22 protein-coding genes and 1 riboswitch are annotated in these 19,544 nt (G+C 60.0%); of the genes, 18 read left to right on the forward strand and 4 right to left on the reverse strand.

The window, feature by feature from the left end; genetic code table 11:
* Positions 1-40 precede the first annotated feature (40 nt).
* Positions 41-634, forward strand: coding sequence for a bifunctional nicotinamidase/pyrazinamidase (gene pncA / locus QQL78_RS16605; protein ID WP_284374975.1), 594 nt, complete (start codon positions 41-43; stop codon positions 632-634).
* 2 nt (positions 635-636) lie between these two features.
* Here the strand turns inward: pncA and QQL78_RS16610 are convergent, their stop codons facing one another.
* Both QQL78_RS16610 and QQL78_RS16615 read right to left on the reverse strand, forming a co-directional pair.
* Positions 637-1,236, reverse strand: a complete 600-nt coding sequence (locus QQL78_RS16610; protein ID WP_284374977.1) for a hypothetical protein — start codon at positions 1,234-1,236, stop codon at positions 637-639.
* 73 nt (positions 1,237-1,309) lie between these two features.
* Positions 1,310-1,972: an NYN domain-containing protein gene (locus QQL78_RS16615; protein ID WP_284374979.1), complete on the reverse strand. Its 663-nt coding sequence runs from the start codon at positions 1,970-1,972 to the stop codon at positions 1,310-1,312.
* A gap of 128 nt (positions 1,973-2,100) precedes the next feature.
* Here QQL78_RS16615 and pncB point away from each other — a divergent pair, with 128 nt between their 5' ends.
* Positions 2,101-3,393: a nicotinate phosphoribosyltransferase gene (gene pncB, locus QQL78_RS16620; protein WP_284374980.1), complete on the forward strand. Its 1,293-nt coding sequence runs from the start codon at positions 2,101-2,103 to the stop codon at positions 3,391-3,393.
* A 9-nt stretch (positions 3,394-3,402) separates the two neighbouring features.
* Here the strand turns inward: pncB and QQL78_RS16625 are convergent, their stop codons facing one another.
* Positions 3,403-4,290, reverse strand: a complete 888-nt coding sequence (locus tag QQL78_RS16625) for a DMT family transporter (protein ID WP_284374982.1) — start codon at positions 4,288-4,290, stop codon at positions 3,403-3,405.
* A gap of 146 nt (positions 4,291-4,436) precedes the next feature.
* Positions 4,437-4,662, forward strand: a riboswitch (cobalamin riboswitch).
* Positions 4,663-4,695: 33 nt separating this feature from the next.
* Between QQL78_RS16625 and QQL78_RS16630 the strand changes: the two genes are divergently transcribed.
* The 10 genes from QQL78_RS16630 to cobJ all read left to right on the forward strand — a co-directional run bounded on the left by QQL78_RS16630 (position 4,696) and on the right by cobJ (position 14,130).
* Complete coding sequence (locus QQL78_RS16630) at positions 4,696-4,860, forward strand: CbtB domain-containing protein (protein ID WP_284374984.1); 165 nt, start codon at positions 4,696-4,698, stop codon at positions 4,858-4,860.
* Positions 4,861-5,042: 182 nt separating this feature from the next.
* Positions 5,043-5,741 carry a CbtA family protein gene (locus tag QQL78_RS16635; RefSeq protein WP_284374986.1) on the forward strand — a complete coding sequence of 233 codons (699 nt, stop codon included), beginning with the start codon at positions 5,043-5,045 and terminating at the stop codon, positions 5,739-5,741.
* Between the two features lie 9 nt (positions 5,742-5,750).
* The gene (locus tag QQL78_RS16640; RefSeq protein ID WP_284374988.1) at positions 5,751-6,242 is read left to right on the forward strand and encodes a hypothetical protein; all 492 of its coding nucleotides are present in this window, start codon (positions 5,751-5,753) and stop codon (positions 6,240-6,242) included.
* Between the two features lie 10 nt (positions 6,243-6,252).
* Complete coding sequence (locus QQL78_RS16645; protein WP_284374989.1) at positions 6,253-6,627, forward strand: DUF1636 family protein; 375 nt, start codon at positions 6,253-6,255, stop codon at positions 6,625-6,627.
* A complete protein-coding gene (gene cobW, locus QQL78_RS16650; RefSeq protein WP_284374991.1) occupies positions 6,624-7,658 on the forward strand; it encodes a cobalamin biosynthesis protein CobW in 1,035 nt (344 codons plus the stop codon). Before QQL78_RS16645 ends, cobW begins: the two co-directional genes overlap by 4 nt.
* Positions 7,659-7,662: 4 nt before the next feature.
* Positions 7,663-10,917, forward strand: coding sequence for a cobaltochelatase subunit CobN (gene cobN, locus QQL78_RS16655; protein ID WP_284374993.1), 3,255 nt, complete (start codon positions 7,663-7,665; stop codon positions 10,915-10,917).
* Entirely contained in the window at positions 10,914-12,035 is a 1,122-nt protein-coding gene (locus tag QQL78_RS16660; RefSeq protein ID WP_284374994.1) for a precorrin-3B synthase, read from the forward strand. The genes cobN and QQL78_RS16660 overlap by 4 nt, the downstream gene beginning before the upstream one ends.
* A complete protein-coding gene (locus QQL78_RS16665) occupies positions 12,036-12,665 on the forward strand; it encodes a precorrin-8X methylmutase (protein WP_284374995.1) in 630 nt (209 codons plus the stop codon).
* A 2-nt stretch (positions 12,666-12,667) separates the two neighbouring features.
* Positions 12,668-13,399, forward strand: a complete 732-nt coding sequence (gene cobI, locus QQL78_RS16670) for a precorrin-2 C(20)-methyltransferase (protein ID WP_284374996.1) — start codon at positions 12,668-12,670, stop codon at positions 13,397-13,399.
* Positions 13,396-14,130: a precorrin-3B C(17)-methyltransferase gene (gene cobJ / locus QQL78_RS16675; RefSeq protein ID WP_284374998.1), complete on the forward strand. Its 735-nt coding sequence runs from the start codon at positions 13,396-13,398 to the stop codon at positions 14,128-14,130. The genes cobI and cobJ overlap by 4 nt, the downstream gene beginning before the upstream one ends.
* Here the strand turns inward: cobJ and QQL78_RS16680 are convergent.
* Positions 14,106-14,852, reverse strand: coding sequence for a cobalt-precorrin-6A reductase (locus tag QQL78_RS16680; protein ID WP_284375000.1), 747 nt, complete (start codon positions 14,850-14,852; stop codon positions 14,106-14,108). The genes cobJ and QQL78_RS16680 overlap by 25 nt on opposite strands.
* Position 14,853: 1 nt before the next feature.
* Between QQL78_RS16680 and cbiE the strand changes: the two genes are divergently transcribed.
* The 6 genes from cbiE to QQL78_RS16710 are packed head-to-tail and all read left to right on the forward strand — an operon-like array spanning position 14,854 to position 19,543.
* Entirely contained in the window at positions 14,854-16,035 is a 1,182-nt protein-coding gene (gene cbiE / locus QQL78_RS16685) for a precorrin-6y C5,15-methyltransferase (decarboxylating) subunit CbiE (protein WP_284375002.1), read from the forward strand.
* Positions 16,032-16,418 carry a cobalamin biosynthesis protein gene (locus QQL78_RS16690; RefSeq protein ID WP_284375004.1) on the forward strand — a complete coding sequence of 129 codons (387 nt, stop codon included), beginning with the start codon at positions 16,032-16,034 and terminating at the stop codon, positions 16,416-16,418. Before cbiE ends, QQL78_RS16690 begins: the two co-directional genes overlap by 4 nt.
* Positions 16,415-17,200 (forward strand): precorrin-4 C(11)-methyltransferase, encoded by a 786-nt coding sequence (cobM, locus tag QQL78_RS16695; RefSeq protein WP_284375006.1) that lies wholly within the window; start codon positions 16,415-16,417, stop codon positions 17,198-17,200. Before QQL78_RS16690 ends, cobM begins: the two co-directional genes overlap by 4 nt.
* Complete coding sequence (locus tag QQL78_RS16700) at positions 17,197-18,522, forward strand: cobyrinic acid a,c-diamide synthase CobB (RefSeq protein WP_284375008.1); 1,326 nt, start codon at positions 17,197-17,199, stop codon at positions 18,520-18,522. Before cobM ends, QQL78_RS16700 begins: the two co-directional genes overlap by 4 nt.
* The gene (cobA, locus tag QQL78_RS16705; protein WP_284375010.1) at positions 18,519-19,244 is read left to right on the forward strand and encodes a uroporphyrinogen-III C-methyltransferase; all 726 of its coding nucleotides are present in this window, start codon (positions 18,519-18,521) and stop codon (positions 19,242-19,244) included. Before QQL78_RS16700 ends, cobA begins: the two co-directional genes overlap by 4 nt.
* Complete coding sequence (locus QQL78_RS16710) at positions 19,241-19,543, forward strand: DUF1636 family protein (RefSeq protein ID WP_284375012.1); 303 nt, start codon at positions 19,241-19,243, stop codon at positions 19,541-19,543. Before cobA ends, QQL78_RS16710 begins: the two co-directional genes overlap by 4 nt.
* Position 19,544 lies beyond the last annotated feature (1 nt).

The following is a 19,544-nucleotide window of genomic DNA, read 5'->3' on the forward strand; positions in this document are numbered from 1 at the left end:
GTTAAAACCGGTGCGACACTTCTGCTCATAAGGAAACACCATGCAAGCCCTTGTTGTGATCGACGTCCAGAATGATTTTTGCCCGGGTGGTGCCTTGGCCGTCGCAGGTGGCGATGACATCGTGCAAGGCATCAATGCGCTGATGAACGAGTTTGACGCGGTGATCCTGACGCAGGACTGGCATCCGGCGGGCCATTCCTCTTTTGCATCCTCCCATGCGGGCAAGGCCCCGATGGATCTGATCGACATGCCTTATGGCCCGCAGATGTTATGGCCCGACCACTGTATCATCGGCAGCATGGGGGCAAAGTTTCACACCGAATTGCATCAGGACCGTGCCGATCTGATCATTCGCAAAGGCTATAACCCGGCCATCGACAGCTATTCCGCCTTCTTTGAGAACGACCATAAAACACCCACCGGCCTTGAGGGGTACTTGCGCACCCGTGGCATCACCGGGGTGACGATGGTTGGCCTCGCATTGGATTTCTGTGTGAACTATTCTGCGGTTGATGCCGCACGGCAGGGGTTCGAGGTGACCGTGCAGCAGGATCTGTGTCGCGCCATTGATATGGGCGGTTCGCTGGCCGCGGCGGTTGACGGGATGAGGGCAGCGGGTGTCACCCTCGCCTGAGCCTACCGTGCGGCGGGCATCAAAAGGGTGACATTGGCGTCGATAAGGTTTGAGGAGACCACCGTGCGCTGCGTGCCAGTCATGAATTGAAGGGTCAATATCATGGCAAGCACCAGTGCAGGCAGGGCAAGCGCAGGGCGCAACAGGAACGCCAAAAATACCTTGGACTTTCCTTTGCCGATGCGATGGGCCACTTCGCGTACAGGGGGTGTAACAGGTTGCGCAGCGGTGATCGCCCTTGTGCAGGCCTCAATGTCCAGCCCATTTAAATCCTGCTTGGAAAGATCATAGATAGCCAGATTTTCCCGCATACGGTCCGCAACATCCGTCAGATGGTTCTGAAACCTGTGATCCAGTTTGCCCTTCGGTAAGGTCACACCGGACGGGGCAAATGCAAATCCGCAATCGCGGAAAAACGCTCTTACTTCATCCGCTGCCCCGCATAGCGCCTGCGCCGTGCGCTGGTCGCGAAACTTTGCTACATAGTTGGCACGGGAATGCGGCTGCAAACCGTTGCGGCGCAGCAAAGCCCCCTGTGCAGGGTCATCGAAAACCTCTGGCGGATACAGGTAGGAAATGTCGATATCATAGCATAACGTCATGGGCTGCCCCTTTCGGATTGGGGCAGCATACCGTTAAAATTTGGCGAAAACTGGGCAAAGGGAGATGGCGGCGTTACAACCCCTGCAATACCGGCTTGCCGCCCGCGATCACCCCTTTGATCAGCTTCAACCCCTTGGCCTGTGCCGCGCGATCCCCGAAACGGTCATTTGATACAACGGGCATGCTGTTTTCCTTGGCGAATTTCAACAAAAACGCATCCGCTTCGGTTTGTGCAGGGCAGACCATGATCTGATCGCGGGTCACCCCCAGCGCCTTGGCAAAGCCGTTCTGGTTCAGCGATTTATCCCCCAGATGATGGCGCGACGAGGCATCAAGAAAGACAAAAGGGGACAAGTTTTTCGCCCGCAGTTTATCAACGACCGCCCGCAATGTGCGCAGGTCCGCTTCGCCATCCCAGAACATCACATTGGTGCCGTCAATCACCACACCGGGCAGATCGTTTTTGCGTTTGGGTTTCTTTGCCAGCAGCTGGGCCTTGGTCACCGGCTCTGCCCGCCGCAGCGCCATTGCGGCCAGCCACGCGGTGAATATGACACCGCCCGCCACGCCCCAGTAAAACAGGTTGGCCCCCTCAAACGGATATCCACGCAAGAAATAAGCCCCAATCGCGGCTGTCAGCCCCAGCGTCACCCACAAGATCCGCGACAGGCAAAAGACATAGCCGACAAAAGCCAGCAGTAGAATAACGGGGGTAAGGATCTCAATTGGTGTCACGGGGGTCTCCATCTATGCCCGACCGGTGATAGGGATCAATATTGGCAAGCTTATGGCGTAAATGAAATCGCCCTTGCCCCTCCCTTGCCAGTTTTGCCACAAAGGCCTGAACACTAAAGGAACCGCTCATGGTCGATATCGCCTCCCGCGTCTGGAACCACAAATGGAAGATCGACCCGATTGTGCGGTCTCTGATCGATACGGATTTCTATAAGCTGTTGATGTGTCAGTCTATTTTCCGCAATAAACCTGATACACAGGTTACTTTCAGCCTGATCAACCGGTCCAAACACGTGCCGCTGGCCAAACTGATCGACGAGGGCGAATTGCGCGAACAGCTTGATCATGTGCGCTCTCTCAGCCTCAGCCGGGGCGAATCCACCTGGCTGCGCGGCAATACCTTCTACGGCAAACGCCAGATGTTCCGCCCTGATTTCATGGAATGGTTCGAGGGGTTGCGCCTGCCGCCCTACCATCTGGAACGCAAGGGCGATCAATACGAACTGACGTTTGAAGGTAAATGGCACGAGGTCATGTTGTGGGAAATTCCCGCGCTGGCGATCCTGATGGAACTGCGTGGCCGCGCCGTATTGGACACGATGGGCAAATTCGAACTGCAAGTGCTCTACGCGCGGGCCATGACCCGCGTCTGGGAAAAAATAGAGACATTGCGCGAGGTCCCCGATCTGTCGATTGCTGATTTCGGCACCCGGCGCCGGCATTCCTATCTGTGGCAGGACTGGTGCGTGCAAGCGATGAGCGAAGGTCTGGGCAGCGCTTTTACCGGCACATCAAATTGCAAAATCGCGATGAGCCGCGAGGTAGAGGCGATCGGCACCAACGCGCATGAATTGCCAATGGTTTATGCGGCCCTTGCCGCTGATGATGCCGCCCTTGCAAAGGCACCCTATGATGTTTTGCAGGACTGGCATGATGAACATGAAGGCAACCTGCGCATCATCCTGCCCGACACCTATGGCACCAAGGGGTTCCTTGAAAACGCCCCTGACTGGCTGGCCGGTTGGACCGGCATCCGCGTGGACAGCGGTGATCCCGCGACTGCGGCGCAGATCGCCATCGACTGGTGGAAGTCACGTGGCGAGGATCCGGCGCAAAAGCGTGTGATCTTTAGCGACGGGCTGGATGTGGATAAGATCAAGACCCTGCACCGCGAATTTGCCGATAAGGTGAATGTCTCTTTCGGTTGGGGCACGCTGCTGACAAACGACTTCCGCAAACTGGTGCCGGATGATGCCCTTGCGCCTTTCTCACTGGTCTGCAAGGCGGTGTCGGCAAATGGCAATCCGACCGTCAAACTTTCCGACAACCCGAGGAAAGCCATGGGTCCCGCGGATGAAATCGCCCGTTACAAGCGGGTGTTCGGTGTGGGCGAACAAGAGGCACATGAGGTGGAGGTCTAGGGGCGGGCTTTAGCCGGCGCGCAGCCGGCGTTCCCGCCAGATGATGATCAGCCCGCCAAGGATGATCAACAATGCACCGGGAAACAACTCCGACCAGGGGGCTTCGTCATAAAACACCCAGCCAAGGACAAAGGCGACGGGAATGCCGAAATAGCTGAACGGTGCCAGATCACTTTGATCTGCCATCCGGTAGGCGGTGATCATCAGCAAGACGGCGGACCCGCCAAACACCCCCATGCCTGCAATCGCCAACAGATCAGATGGCGCGCGCAGCGGTGAGAACCCGCCAAGCAGCGGCACCAGCGCAAAAGCGCCAACGGCCGCAATAATCGAAGCATAAAGATTGATCAGTGCCGTTGGCACATCCTCATCCATCATCCGTGCGGAGACACCAACCAAGGCATAACAAAATGCGGCAAACAGGGGCAGCAAAGCCGCATTTGAGAATGTATCCCGCCCTGGCCCGACAACCAGAACAACCCCTACAAACCCGATCAGCACGGCACTCCAGCGCATCATGCCAACTTTTTCGCCCAGAAACGGCACGGCCAGCGCAACCAGAAACAGCGCATTGGCATAGGTGATGGTGGAGGCCGTCGCAAAACTGAGCAACCCCAGCGACATATAGAACGTCAGCTGCGCAAAGGTCAGCATCACACCACGCAGCAGTGCCAACCGCCATTGCCTGATCTTCAGGAACCGCCCTTCGCGATGCCACGCCGCTGATCCCCATAACGCCAGAGCTGATGGGATCAACCCGCAGAGGTTGCGATAGGCGGATAATTCAGCGGCGGTATAGGAGGCTGACAGATATTTGATCAGCAGGCCCATGGCATCAAAAAACACAATGGCGATGAGCGAATAAAGTATCGCAAGGGTGGTCTTGTTCAGCGGCATAAGGATGCTCCGATGGATTTCAGAGATTCGTCAACCGAACAGCTCCTGCGCCAGTTTATGTGTGCTAATCACCAGATATGCCAGCAATTGCGCGCTTTGGGATGCTATTCTGTCGTAAATCCGACTTGCGTTGGCAAAGGTGAAATGCGAAGTCTGAGGGGCTTGGTGTCCCGATGCATGGGCGTTGTTCATGCGGGACCTAACAGGGAATTCAGTCAAGGCATCCGCCCCAAGCTGAAGCCGCCCCCGCGACTGTAAGCGGTGAGCCCGACCCGATATGCCACTTGCCGACCGGATCTGATCCACGGCAGGGAAGGCGGGAAACGGCCACGACCCGCGAGCCAGGAGACCTGCCAGGCGAATGTGAATTAATAACCGTCGGGTGTGACGGTAAGGAGAGAAGACATGACGACACAGACAATGACCCGCAGCAAGCTGCGCATGATGCCCGCCCTTTTCGCTTTGGCGCTGGGGTTTGCAGTTATTTCACTGACCGGCCACGTTCAGGCTGCCGCTCTGCATGATGCCGCCCATGATGTGCGTCACGCCACAGGCTTCCCCTGCCACTAAGCAGACTGCCTTAACCGGGCCGGAAACATTGTCCTGGGTGTGTCGCGATGCGACGCGCCCTGTTGGCATTTTGGCGTCGCCTCACAATCATGTGTTTCCAACTGCCCCTTTGGCAGCAGCGGTGTTCGTCGTTCGCGACTGAACGCGGTTTGTCTGCAGTTTCAAGCATAGGAGTTCATCCAATGTATTCTCGTTTCATTATTTCCGCCCTTTTTGCTGGTGCCGCTACAGGGCTGATCGCTGGCATCCTTCAGTTGATCTTTGTCCAGCCGGTTCTGCTGCATGCCGAACTGTATGAGTCCGGCGAGCTGGTTCACTTCGGGGCTGCTGCCGTGTCGGCCCACCCTGATTTGCCCGGTTTCGACGCCATGCGTGACGGTCTCAGCCTGATTTTCACCATGCTGACCTATACCGGTTATGCGCTGATCATGGTTGCCCTGATGGGTATTGCCGAAGATCGTGGCGCACAGATCGACGCGCGCTCCGGCATCCTTTGGGGTGTTGCCGGGTTCGTCGCATTTCACTTCGCGCCTGGCTTTACACTGGCCCCTGAAGTGCCCGGCGTCGCCGCCGCAGATGTCTCTGCCCGCCAGATCTGGTGGTTTGCAACCGTTGTGACAGCCGGTGTCGCGCTTTGGCTGATCGCCTTTGGTCGCAACTGGGCCGCATGGGGTGTTGCCGCGATTCTTTTGATGGCACCTCATTTGATCGGCGCGCCGGAACCGGATGTCTTTACCGGCCCTGTTCCCACTGAAATCGGTGCACTCTTCGCGGCCCGCGCCTTTGGCGTCGGCCTTGCCGCATGGGTGCTGCTGGGAAGTTTCGCCGGTTATTTCTGGCAACGCGAAGGTGCCCATGCTGATGCCACGGCCAATGCGTAGGGCCTGGGCATGAATCGTTCCCTTTCGCTTTTTGTCATCGGCCTGGTCTTTGGCGGTGGCATTGGTTTTACCATCGCCGCAGGCAATGGCGTGACCTTTGATGGTCATGACCACGGTACGCATCTGGCCGGTATGGACCACGGCAACATGGATCACAGTGCGATGCATGACACCCCGGTCGATGTGCCCGCTGCAGATGCGCCCGGCCTGTCGGTGATGATCACACCGGACCCGATGGCCGGGTACAACCTGCATGTGATGACCGAGAATTTCACCTTTTCACCGGAACGCGCCAGCCTCGCCAATGTCACCGGCGAAGGCCATGCGCATGTCTATATCAACGGTGAAAAGCTGGGCCGCCTCTATAACCCATGGATGCATCTTGCCGGGCTGCCGAAAGGCGAGGTCGAAGTCAGGGTCACCCTCAACACCAATGATCATCGTCCCTTGGCGGTAAACGGCACCCCCGTTTCGGCCTTGCAGATGATCACTGTAGAATGAGGCCCGCCAGATGACCGCAACCCTTTACGTCTGCACCACCTGCCGCGCGGGTGAAACCCTTGACGAAGACGCGCCGCGCCCTGGCGCTTTACTGCATGCGGCGCTGACGCAGGAAGCGGCACCCGACGACGTTGAGATTGTCGGTGTGTCCTGTCTTTCCGCCTGCTCTCAAGGGGCCGCTGTGGCCCTGTCGGAACCGGGCAAATGGACCTATGTCTACGGACGTATGACCCATGAAAACGCCCCTGACATTCTCGCTGGTGCCGCCGCTTATGCCGCATCCAAAGACGGGCTGGTCCCCTGGCGCGAACGCCCCGTTGTGTTTCGCAAACAAAGCCTGGCCCGCGTCCCCCCTTTCAATATGCCTTCGGAGGCACTGACATGAACGACCTTTCCAAAATCCCCGTCACCGTGATTACCGGCTTCCTTGGTTCCGGTAAAACCACGCTGATCCGCCACCTGATGCAAAACGCAGGTGGCCGCCGTCTGGCCGTGCTGGTCAACGAATTCGGTACCGTGGGTGTTGATGGCGATATCCTTAAGTCCTGTGCGATCCCTGATTGCCCTGCTGAGAACATTGTCGAGCTGGCAAACGGCTGTATCTGTTGCACCGTGGCGGATGACTTTATCCCGACGATTGAGGCGCTGATGGCGCTGCCGACCAAACCCGACCATATCCTGATCGAGACCTCCGGTCTGGCCCTGCCCAAACCCCTGCTCAAGGCGTTTGACTGGCCTGCGATCCGTTCCAAAATCACCGTTGACGGCGTGATCGCATTGGCCGATGCCGAAGCCGTTGCCGCCGGTCGCTTCGCCGCTGACGAACATGCGGTTGATGAACAGCGCAAGGCTGATGACAGCATCGACCATGAAACACCTCTGTCCGAGGTGTTTGAAGATCAGATTTCCTGCGCCGACATCATCCTGATGTCCAAGGCCGATCTTGCTGGCGAAACCGGCCTTGATGCTGCCCGCAAAGTGATCGAAGCCGAAAGCCCGCGCAGCATCCCGATCCTGTCGATGAGTGAAGGTGTGATTGACCCCAATGTGGTGCTTGGCCTGAACGCAAAGGCCGAAGACGACCTTGACGCGCGCCCCTCACATCATGACGGCCACGATGATCACGAACATGACGATTTTGAAACCATCGTTGTGCCAATGCCGGAAGTCGATGACGTAGAGGCATTGGTTGCATCTATCGAAAAGCTGGCGAACGAACAGCACATCCTGCGCGTCAAAGGCTATGTGGCCGTTACCGGCAAACCCATGCGCCTGCTGGTGCAAGCCGTCGGTGCCCGCGTGCGTCAGCAGTTTGATCGCCCTTGGGGCAGCGATGCGCGTCAGGGGCATCTGGTAGTGATTGCGGAACACGATCACATCGACACCGCCGCCATTCGCGCCACACTGGGCGCGTGATAAAATGCATGTCGTCTTCCGCGAAAGCCATGGGCTAGAGGATAGCGAGGCACCATTCGATCCGGGCCAAACCCCCGCTGATCTGGTGGTGCTGTCGTTCTCTGACAGTGACCTTGGCGCTTTCGCGGCAGGCTGGCATCGCGGCGGCGGGACAGAGGGCAAACTGCCAACGCTGCGCCTGTGCAACCTTACGGCACTGCGCCATCCGGCGAGCGTCGATAACTATGTCGAACAGACCCTAACCGGGGCAAAAGGCATCCTGATCCGCCTAATTGGCGGTGAAAACTACTGGCCCTACGGCATCATGCAGGTGCAGGATTTTGCCCGGCGCAATGATATTGCGCTTGCCATTCTACCAGCTGATGGCCGCGAAGATCCGGCGCTTGATCAACATTCAACTCTGCCGGTTTCGACCCTGCGCCGTCTTTCGCATCTGTGTGACGCTGGCGGGGCTGTGGCCGCGCAGGCCGCTCTCGCACAGCTGGCGCTTGCCGCCGGTTTCTACGCCGGCCCCGTTACCGGCACCAAAACCGTTCCGACGGCGGGGTATTACGATCCAGATCATGGCATCCTTTCACAGTGTCCGCGCGCCACATTTGACGAACTGCCGCTGATCGCTGTCACCTTTTACCGCAGTTATCTGACCGCCGCCGATACGGCACCGGTTGATGCCCTGATCCGGGAAATCCGCGCCCGTGGTTTTAACGCCATGGGCCTCTTCGTGCCTTCCTTGAAAAACCCTGAAGGCCGCGCCTTTCTCGCGACCGCCCTCTTGGAACACCCGCCAACCGCGATCATCAACGCTACGGCATTTTCCGGTCGTGGCGCGGACGGCACTTCGCCACTGGACGCCCCCGGCTGCCCCGTTTTCCAAGTCGCCCTGTCCACCGCACGCCAGAAGGAATGGGCCGCCTCCGAGCGTGGCCTTTCCCCAACCGATCTGGCTATGCACGTGGTTCTACCAGAGGTCGACGGGCGGATTTTCTCTGGTGTGGTCAGCTTTAAAGCGCCCGAGAAGAAAGATCCGCATCTTCAATATTCCCGCTTTTCTCACCGCGCCAACGCCGCGCGGATCAAATCCGTTGTTGACCGGATCGCGGGCTGGCATCGCCTTGCCACAACCCCCACCACCGACCGAAAAATCGCGCTTGTCCTGTCCACCTATCCGGGCCGTGAAGATCAGATCGCCCATGCGGTTGGTCTTGATGCGCTGGCCTCGGCAGAGGATATGCTGCTGACGCTTGCAGGGGCGGATTACACGGTTCACCCGCAGACCGGCTTTGGCAAATCGCTGCCCCATACCACCATCGCATGGCCAGTCAGTGCCTACGAGGCAGCACTTGGTCACCTCCCGCAGCAGCTTCAGGCCGATCTGAAAACCGCATGGCCCGATCCCACCACGGACCCGCTTTTTAAAGACGGGGCCTTTCATTTCCCGGCTCAAGCCTGTGGCAATGCCCTTGTGGCCCTGCAACCCGAACGCGGCGCGATTGACCAACGCGAAACCGATTATCACGATCTCGCCCGTGTCCCGCGCCACAGCTATGTGGCCTTCTATCTTTGGCTGCGATCCCAAGGTATCCACGCTCTGGTTCACATCGGTGCTCATGGCACGCTGGAATGGCTGCCGGGCAAATCCGTGGCCCTGTCCGACGATTGCTGGCCCGAGGCGCTGACCGCTGATCTGCCGGTGATCTATCCGTTTATCGTCAATGATCCGGGAGAAGCGGCCCAAGCCAAACGCCGCATCGGTGCCGTGACCCTTGGCCATCTGCCACCCCCGATGAAAGACAGCGCAACGCCGAATGGTCTGCTGCAACTGGAGCGCCTGCTGGATGAATATTCCACGGCTGACGGTCTGGACCCTGCCCGCCGCGACCGCTTGATCGACACCATCCGGGACGAGGCCCGCGCCGCCGGTGTGGCTGATGACCTTGGCATCACCGATGACACCTGCATGGCCGAAGCGATCACCCGCATCGACCGCTTTGTCTGTGACATCAAGGAATCGCAATACGGCGACGGGTTGCATACCTATGGCCTTGGAGCGGGCGAAACCGATGGGTTGCTTACCGCGCTGAACGGTGAACGTGTCGCTTCTGGCCCCTCTGGTTCACCCTATCGTGGTCGCTCTGATGTTCTGCCAACAGGGCGTAACCTATATGCCGTTGATCCGCGCAGCGTGCCGACCCGTGCGGCCCATGCGCAGGGTGTCAAACTGGCCGAGGAATTGATCCGCCGCCATTTGCAGGATGAAGGGGATTATCCCAAGGGCCTTGTCGTCGACCTTTGGGGCAGTGCCACCATGCGCACCGCAGGCGAAGAAGTTGCCATGGCAATGCACCTTGCGGGGCTTTCGCCAAAATGGGACGCAGGCAGCGAGCGCGTCAGCGGCTTTGAGGTTTTGCCTCTAACCCTGATCAACCGCCCACGTATCGACGTGACCTTGCGCATTTCCGGCCTGTTCCGCGATGTCTTCCCCGCGCTTTCGCAGCTGTTTGAGGCCGGTGCCCTTGCCCTGTCAGAGCGGGAAGAGGCGGCGGATATGAACCCTTACAAGGTAAAAACCCCCCGCGTCTTTGGCCCCAAACCGGGCCTTTACGGCATGAACATGGAAGCCGCGATGCTGGATTATTCGCAAGAGGGACGGACCGCAGCGGGCGAAGCATGGCTGAAAGCCTCTGAATGGTCTGTTGATGCCAAAGGGGAGGCGCATCAGAACCGCGCAGCGCTGGAAAACCGGCTGCAAAACGCAGACAGTTTTGCCCATATTCAGGACCTCACTGAATCCGATGTGCTGCTTGCCTCCGATTACGCCAGTCACGAGGGTGGCTTTGCCGCTGCCATGGCGCATTTGGGTGCATCCAAGCCCGCCATGTACCACGTTGATACCACAAAAATCGGCTCCCCCCGCGCCCGTACCATGGCAGAGGAAATCGCCCGTGTCGTCCGTGCCCGTGCTGCAAACCCCGATTGGGCCAGCGGTATGATGCGCCACGCGTTCAGGGGGGCCGCCGAAATTGCCGCGACCCTGGATAACCTTGCCGCCTTCGCACATCTGACGCGCGAAGTGCCCGCGCATTTGTTTGACCTTTACTATGACGCGACCCTCGGACGCGATGATCTGGTGGCCTTTATGGAGCGTGAAAATCCGGCGGCGTTGAAGGCCATGCAAGACCGCTTTGCCGCATTGCGCGATGCGGGGCTTTGGGTGACACGGCGCAATTCGATCAGCGCTGCAATGGACGCCGCCGAATGACTGCGCCCAAACCCCCTGCGCCCGAGATCAAGGGGTATTGTCCCGGTGCCCTACGCCCGATGATGTCCGGGGACGGTCTGGTTGTGCGCATCCGCCCCTACAACGGCCGCCTCAACCGCATGCAGACCCAAGGCATCGCCGCCCTTTCTGAGCGCTACGGCAACGGAGTTATTGATCTGTCCAGCCGCGCCAATGTCCAGCTGCGCGGTGTGACGCCAGACACCCATGCCCCCTTGATCGACGCCCTGCGCGACCTATCGTTGATCGACCCATCTGAAACAGTTGAAAGCCGGCGGAACATCCTCGTGATGCCTTTTGGCGAAACCCCTGTCGAGGCTGCCGCTTTGACGCAGGCACTGGGCCAGCCTGACGCACCTGCGCTGCCGCATAAATTCGGGTTCGCCATCGACATAGGCCCCGAACCCGTGCTGCAATCCGCCCCCGCTGACATCCGGCTGGAACGTGATGCAACCGGTGGCCTGATCCTTGTTGCGGATGGAATGCACACAGGCAAACCCGTCAAAGCCCAAGACAGCATCCAAGAGGCCCTCGCGCTGGCGCAGTGGTTCATGGACACCCGTGGCACACATAACCGCATGGCAAAGCTGCTGGGCGATGGTACGCCGCCGCCAGCCGGTTTCACCACAGTGCGTCAAACACAAACCTATGGGCCCGCGCCCGGCCCAACATCACAGGGTATGCTTGCCGGTATCGCGTTTGGGCATGTCACGGCTGGGGCTTTTTCCACGCTCGGGGACATCCGCCTGACACCTTGGCGCATGATCCTGATCGAGGGCGTCCATACCCCGCCGCCGCTTGACGGGCTGATCACTGATCCCGCAGATCCGTTGTTGCGCATTACCGCCTGTACCGGCGCGCCCGCCTGCACGCAGGGCTTGGCACCGACCCGCCCCCTTGCGCGGGCGTTGGCACCACATCTGAAACCGGGTCAGACACTTCATATATCCGGTTGCGCCAAAGGCTGTGCGCATCCCAAACCCGCTGCGGTAACCCTGACTGCGACAAACTGTGGCTTTGACCTTGTCCGCAACGGACGGGCAGGGGATACACCCCGCCAAACCGCTCTTACTTCCACTGACATAATCAAGGCGCTCTGAATGCCCCATAGCTATATTACCGACGGTGCCGAGATTTACCGCCAGTCTTTCGCCACCATCCGTTCCGAGGCGGACCTTGCCCGCTTTACGCCCGAAGAAGAAATCGTCGCCGTGCGCATGATCCACGCCGCCGGCATGGTCGGGTTGGAGAAACATGTGCAGTTTTCACCCGAGATGGCGATCAAGGCCCGTGCCGCCCTTGAAGATGGCGCGCCGATCCTGTGTGATGCTTATATGGTCAGCGAGGGCATCACCCGCAAACGCCTGCCGCGTGAGAACGAGGTGATCTGCACACTGCGCGACCCGCGTGTACCGGATATGGCGGCAGAAATGTCCAACACGCGCAGTGCCGCCGCGCTTGAACTTTGGCGTCCCCATTTGCAAGGCGCGGTGGTTGCCATCGGCAATGCCCCGACTGCCCTGTTCCACCTGATCAACATGCTGGAAGACCCCGATTGCCCGCGGCCCGCTGCGATCATCGGCTGTCCTGTCGGCTTTATCGGGGCGGCTGAATCCAAAGAAGCGTTGATGCAGGACCTTCCCGTCCCATCGATGATTGTGCAGGGCCGTCTGGGTGGTTCGGCCATTACTGTGGCCGCGGTGAACGCCCTTGCCAGCAGGGTGGAATAACCATGGGCAGGATCATTTGCGCGGGCCTTGGCCCCGGCGACCCCGAGTTGATGAGTGTGAAATCCGACCGCGCCATTCGCGGTGCCAAACATCTGGCATATTTCCGCAAAAAAGGCCGTGCGGGTCAGGCCCGTAGAATCGTCAACGGCATGTTGCGCGATGATGTAACCGAATACCCGATGGAATACCCCGTCACCACTGAATTGCGCTTTGACAGTGAGGAATATCGCCAGCTGATGGTGGATTTTTACGTTGATTGGGCGGACAGGCTGGAGGCATTGGCAAAGACCGAAGAGGTTGTTGTCCTCTGCGAGGGTGATCCGTTTTTCTATGGCTCTTTCATGCACCTGCACACCCGCCTGCAAGGCCGTGCGGAGGTAGAGGTGTTGCCCGCGATCCCCGGCATGGTGGGCTGCTGGAATGCGCTTGATACGCCCTTCACCTGGGGCGACGACGTGATGACCGTATTGATGGGCACCCTGCCCGAAGCTGACCTGATCGAGCATATGAAACGCTCTGATGCCTTGGTGGTGATGAAAACCGGGCGTAACCTGCCAACCGTCAAACGCGCCCTCGCCGCCGCAGGGCGGCTGGACGATGCATGGCTGGTTGAAAAGGGCACGATGCCGGATCAACGCACCGCAAAACTGGCTGATGTGGCCGAGGACGACTGCCCCTATTTCGCGATTGTGCTGGTGCATGGTCAGGGCCGCCGCCCAGAGGCCGCAGAATGACGGGCTGGATAACCATTGCCGGTCTGGGGCCGGGGAATGACGCCTTGGTCACGCCAGAGGTCACCGAAACGCTGGCCCAAGCCACAGACATCATTGGCTATATTCCCTATGTCGCCCGTATCGCGCCGCGCGCCGGATTGAACCTGCACCCCACCGACAACCGTGTCGAACTGGACCGCGCCCTACATGCCTTGCAACTGGCCGCGCAAGGTGCGCGTGTTGTGGTTGTCTCCTCTGGTGATCCGGGTGTGTTTGCCATGGCCTCAGCCGTGTTCGAGGCGGTTGTGGCGCATCCGGAATTTACCGAAACCGATATTCGCGTCCTGCCCGGTATCACCGCCATGCTGGCCGCCGCCGCTGCTGCCGGTGCGCCGCTTGGTCATGATTTCTGTGCCATTAATCTTAGCGATAACCTCAAGCCATGGGAGGTGATTGAACACCGGTTGCGCATGGCCGCCCGTGGTGATTTTGCCATGGCGTTTTACAACCCGCGTTCCAAATCCCGCCCGCATGGTTTTGAAAAAACGTTGGAAGTGCTGCGCGAGGAATGTGGCCCCGACCGGCTGATCACATTCGCCCGCGCGGTCAGCAAGCCAGAGCAAAAGTTGGTGACCGTTACCTTGGCCGACGCGACGCCGGAAATGGCAGATATGCAAACGGTTGTCATCGTCGGCAATTCCGCGACCAGATTTGTCGGACGCTACGTCTATACGCCCCGGTCGGCCTCGTGAGCCAGCCAGTGCAATACATCTTCGGCGGTGCTGGCCACATCGCCACTGGGCAAGACGGGTCGCTGGGCCATCAGCACCGGCAAGCCCAGAGTTCGCGCCGCGTCCAGCTTGGCCTGGGCACCCTGTCCACCGCTGTTTTTGGCAACGACATGGGTGATCCGATGTTCCCGCATCAGCGCCACGTCACCCGCGATATCAAACGGTCCACGCGCGATTACAACAGCCGTATCAGGCAGCGGCAAACCGGCCTCTGGCTGATCCACCAGACGCAACAGGTAGTGATGCTGTGGCTTGGCTGCGAACAACCCGATCTGTTGTTTGCCAATCGCCAGAAAAATGCGCGACGGTGTGTCAGGCAGGGCGTCAGGCACATCTTCGATGCTGGGCAGCGACGTCCATCTGTCGCCCTCAGCCGGTGCCCAGGCGGGCCGTTCCAGACGGATCAACGGCACATTTGCGCGCCTGCATGCGGCATGGGCGTTCCGGCTCATTCCCGCCGCAAAGGGATGGGTCGCATCAATGACATGGGTGATGTTTTTGGCGCTCAGATAGGTGGTCAAACCCGCCACGCCACCAAATCCGCCTACCCGCGTGCGCAGCGGTTGGGCAACCGGTTTGGCCGTCCGTCCAGCATAGGAAAACACCGCATCCAATCCTTCTGCGGCGAGGGTTTTGGCCATCTGGCTGGCCTCCGTTGTGCCCCCCAGCAAAAGGATGCGCATGATGGATAATCCTTGGCTGACGATCATCGGAATGCCGGACGATAGCGCAAGCGCCTTGCCGCCGGCAAGCCGTGATGCGATTGCGCAGGCGGAACTGATCTTTGGCGGGCTGCGCCATCTGGAATTGGTTGATGCGGGGGGGCGTGGTCAGCCCTGGCCGATCCCGTTTAGCGTTGATTCGGTGCTGGCCGCGCGGGGCAAACCTTGTGTTGTTCTTGCCTCTGGTGATCCGTTTTGGTTCGGCGCGGGGGGCAGCCTGTCGGTGCATCTGTCGCGCGGCGAATGGACGGTCCTGCCTGCGCCATCGACCTTTCAGCTGGTGGCAGGTCATCTTGGCTGGCGGATGGAAACGCTCACCTGTCACGGTCTGCATGCCGCCCCATTTGAACAGCTGCGCGGGGTTTTGTCCCCGCAGGGACAGATGATTTGCTTGCTGCGGGACGGGGATGCCCCTGCCGCGTTGGCGAAATGGCTGACCGAACAAGGGGCAGGCGCGGCAACCCTGCATGTCTGCGAACGGATGGGGGGGGCAAACCAGCGCATCCGCGAAACCACCGCTACCGGTTTTGACCTTGATGCCATCGCCGCCCCTGTGGCCGTCGCCATTGCGCTTTCTGCCAATGTGGGCCTGCCGCGTGCCTCAGGCCTGCCAGACGATAGTTTTGCCCATGATGGGCAGATCACCAAGCGTCCGGTGCGGGCGCTTACCTTGTCCGCACTTGCCCCGCGACCCGGTGAAACCCTGTGGGATATTGGGGCTGGATCAGGCTCTATCTCGGTGGAATGGTGCCTTGCCGGTGGGCGTGCGACAGCTTTTGAACTGAGGCCCGAGCGTGTCAAAAACATTGCGCGAAACATCCGTGACTTCGGGCTGGCGCACCGGATGACAGTTGTCGAAGGGACGTCCTCGCAGACAATTGAGAATCAGACGCCCCCCGATGCCGTATTCATTGGCGGCGGCGGTACGGCCGCCCTGTTTGAACAGCTTTTTGCGATCCTGCCCAAGGGGACCCGCCTTGTGGCCAATGGTGTGACGCTGGAAACCGAAACCCTGCTTGCCACCCTTCACGCTGAAAAGGGCGGCAGCCTGTTGCGGATTGAATTGGCGCAGGCGCGGCCACTGGGTGGCATGCGCGGTTGGCAACCCGCCCGCCCCGTTGTGCAGTGGAGTGTGACGCTATGAGGGTTATGGGTCTTGGTTTTCGCGCGGCGGCTGATCTGGCCAGCCTGCAAGATGCGATGCGTCTGGCGCTTGAGGGCGCGGGCGGAACAAAGATTGATGCGCTGGTGACAGAGGCGGCGAAATCGCGCGAGATCGTGTTTCAGGAACTGGCCGGCCTGATGGGCATTCCCGGCCTTGGCATCACCCAGACGGACCTGCAACAGATGATCACCCCCACCCAATCGCAACGCATTCAGGACAGGTTCGGTACCGGATCTCTGGCCGAGGCCGCCGCCCTAGCTGCCGCCGGTCCAAATGCGCGACTGGTTGCACCGCGCGTCGTCTCGGGGGATGGTAAAGCCACCGCCGCCATCGCGCAGAACCTTGAGGAAAACCAAATATGACCGTCCATTTCATCGGCGCTGGCCCAGGTGCGCCGGACCTGATCACCCTGCGCGGGCGCGACCTGATTGCGGCCTGTCCGGTCTGCCTTTATGCCGGGTCACTGGTGCCCGAGGCACTGCTGGCGCATTGCCCTAAGGATGCGAAAATCGTCAATACCGCGCGGATGTCGCTGGATGAGATCATTGACGAGATTAGCGCCGCCCACGGCGCGGGCCATGACATTGCGCGGCTGCATTCCGGGGATCTGTCGGTCTGGTCCGCCATGGGTGAACAGCTGCGCCGCCTTCGTGCTCTTGATATTCCCTATGATGTGACGCCCGGTGTGCCGTCCTTTGCTGCCGCCGCCGCGGCGCTGAACGCTGAGTTGACCCTGCCCGGTGTGGTACAATCGGTTGTCCTCACCCGAACTTCTGGCCGTGCCACGGCGATGCCCGAAGGTGAGGCGCTGGAAAACTTTGCCAAGACCGGCGCGACCCTTGCGATTCACCTGTCGGTGCATGTGTTGGAAAAAGTGGTGGCCGACCTCACACCGCATTACGGGGCGGAGTGCCCTGTGGCAGTGGTCTGGCGGGCCAGCTGGCCGGATCAACGGGTGGTCAAGGCGACGCTTGAAACCCTGCAAACCGCCATTGGGGCAGAGATGGAGCGCACCGCGCTGATCCTTGTCGGCCATGCGATCGGGGCAGAAGATTTTGGCGAAAGCAGGCTCTATGCAGGGGATTATGACCGCCGTTTCCGCCCCGTCGGCACCGAACCCCGTTTCCCGGAGAGCGCAGAATGATCCCCCCCGGCCTGATGATTTCCGCGCCCGCCTCGGGCACCGGTAAAACCACCCTGATGCTGGGCCTTTTGGCCGCGTTTCGTGCGCGGGGCGTCGAGGTGCAACCGTTCAAAAGTGGCCCCGACTATATTGATCCGGCGTTTCATACGGCTGCCTCTGGTCGAGCTTCTTTCAACCTTGATAGTTGGTCCATGGCGCGGCCGACAATCGACGGTTTGGTTGGCAATGCCACCGGTGCGGATCTGATCCTTGCCGAAGGTTCGATGGGATTGTTTGACGGCGTGGCGATCTCCGGGGCCTGTGGCAATGGCGCAAGCGCGGATATTGCGGCGCTGATGGGCTGGCCTGTGGTGCTGGTGCTGGATGTGTCCGGCGCGGCGCAATCGGTGGCCGCAACGGCGCTGGGGTTCAAGATGATGCGCCCCGATGTGACCTTGGCCGGTGTGGTGTTGAACCGTGTCGCCTCGCCCCGTCATGAGGCTTTGGTGCGGGTCGGAATGGAAGCGGTAGGTGTGCGCGTCCTGGGCGTCTTGCCGCGGCGCAAAGAGATTGAGCTGCCAGAACGGCACCTAGGGTTGGTGCAGGCCGGTGAGCAGGAAAATCTGCCCGATATCCTTGCCGGTGCTGCGGCCTTTGTCAGCGAACATGTTGATCTTGATGCCCTGCGCGCCGCCGCTGCGGGGACATTGCAAGATGCACCGCCACCCGCAACGGTCATCCCACCGGGCCAGCGTATCGCCTTGGCGCAGGACGCGGCCTTTGCCTTCGTCTATCCGCATCTTATGGCGGGCTGGCGTGTGGCTGGCGCAGAGGTGCTACCGTTTTCGCCGCTGGCGGATGAGGCACCGGACCCTTCGGCGGATGTCTGTTGGCTGCCCGGTGGGTATCCCGAATTGCATGCAGGAAAACTGGCGGCGGCCACGAATTTTCGCGAAGGCATCCGGGCGTTTGCGCAAAGCAAGCCGGTGCATGGTGAATGCGGGGGCTATATGGCGATGGGGGCCGGGCTGGTTGATAAGGAAGGCCAACGTCATGAAATGACAGGGCTTTTGGGGCTGGAAACCTCTTTTGAGAAACGTAAATTCCACCTTGGCTATCGTAAGGCCACCCTGAACGCGCCGATCCCCGGTTTTGACGCTTTGGCGCAGTTGCGTGGGCATGAATTCCATTATGCCACCATCCTGAATGAGCCCGACGCGCCGCTGGCGAAAATCTGTGACAGCAATGATCTGGAGGTCGCAGAAACCGGATCCGTCCGCAAGTTTGAGGGCGGGGGCCGCGCAACCGGTACGTTCTTTCACATGATCGGCGAAGAAGGATGAGCGGCTTTGTCTCCTTTGTGTCCTCTGGTCCGGGGGATCCTGATCTGCTGACGGTTAAGGCGGTTGACCGGTTGCAAAAGGCCGAGGTGGTGTTGTTTGACGACCTGAGCGCCGGACCGATCCTTGAACATGCAGGGCCAGAGGCGGATCTGATTGGCGTGGGCAAAAGGGCGGGGCGGGCTTCACCCAAGCAGCACCATGTCTCGCAGGTTCTGGTGGATCACGCCAAGGCGGGGCTGCGGGTTGTGCGTCTGAAATCGGGTGACAGCGGCATGTTCGGCCGACTTGAGGAAGAGATCACCGCGCTGAAGGCCGCCGGTATCGAATTTGAGATCATCCCCGGCGTGACCTCTGCATCGGCAGCGGCGGCAGCAGCGGGCATGCCACTGACGCGCCGACTGACTGCGCGCCGCGTGCAGTTCATCACCGGTGCTGATGTCACCGGCGATCTGCCCAGTGATGTGAATATGGCCGCCCTTGCAGATCCGGCGGCCACCACGGTGGTCTATATGGGCAAACGTACCTTTGCCGGGCTGGCCGCGCGGCTGGTTGAACACGGGTTGCCCGGTGATACCCCCGCAATGTTGGCAGAGGCGGTATCGACCCCTGCCGAGAAACTGACCCGTTACACCATCACCAGCCTTGCCACACATCTGGAAACGACCAGCAGCACAACACCTGCGTTGATCTTTTACGGCCCTCTGGCGGAGCCAGAGGTATGAAGGTTTCGGTCTGTCGCTCCTGCGCGCCGCAAACGCGGTTTGTTGACTTCCTGCGTGACGGGTTGCAGGGGGTCGAGGTGGAAAGCGTGGACTGTATGTCAGGCTGTACCCGCGCCCAGACGGTTGCCTTTCGGGAAAGCGGCAAGGTCGCCTATCTGTTTGGTGATCTGACCCGCGATGATCTGGCGGAATTGCAGAATTTCATCTCCCTTTATGCTGCGTCCGAGGATGGCACCTTTGCCGATGCCCGTGTGTTGGGCAGCCTGCGCAGCAAAGCCATTGCGCGGATACCGGGGTAGG

This window comes from Sulfitobacter pacificus, from assembly GCF_030159975.1.
GTDB classification, from domain to species: domain Bacteria; phylum Pseudomonadota; class Alphaproteobacteria; order Rhodobacterales; family Rhodobacteraceae; genus Sulfitobacter; species Sulfitobacter pacificus.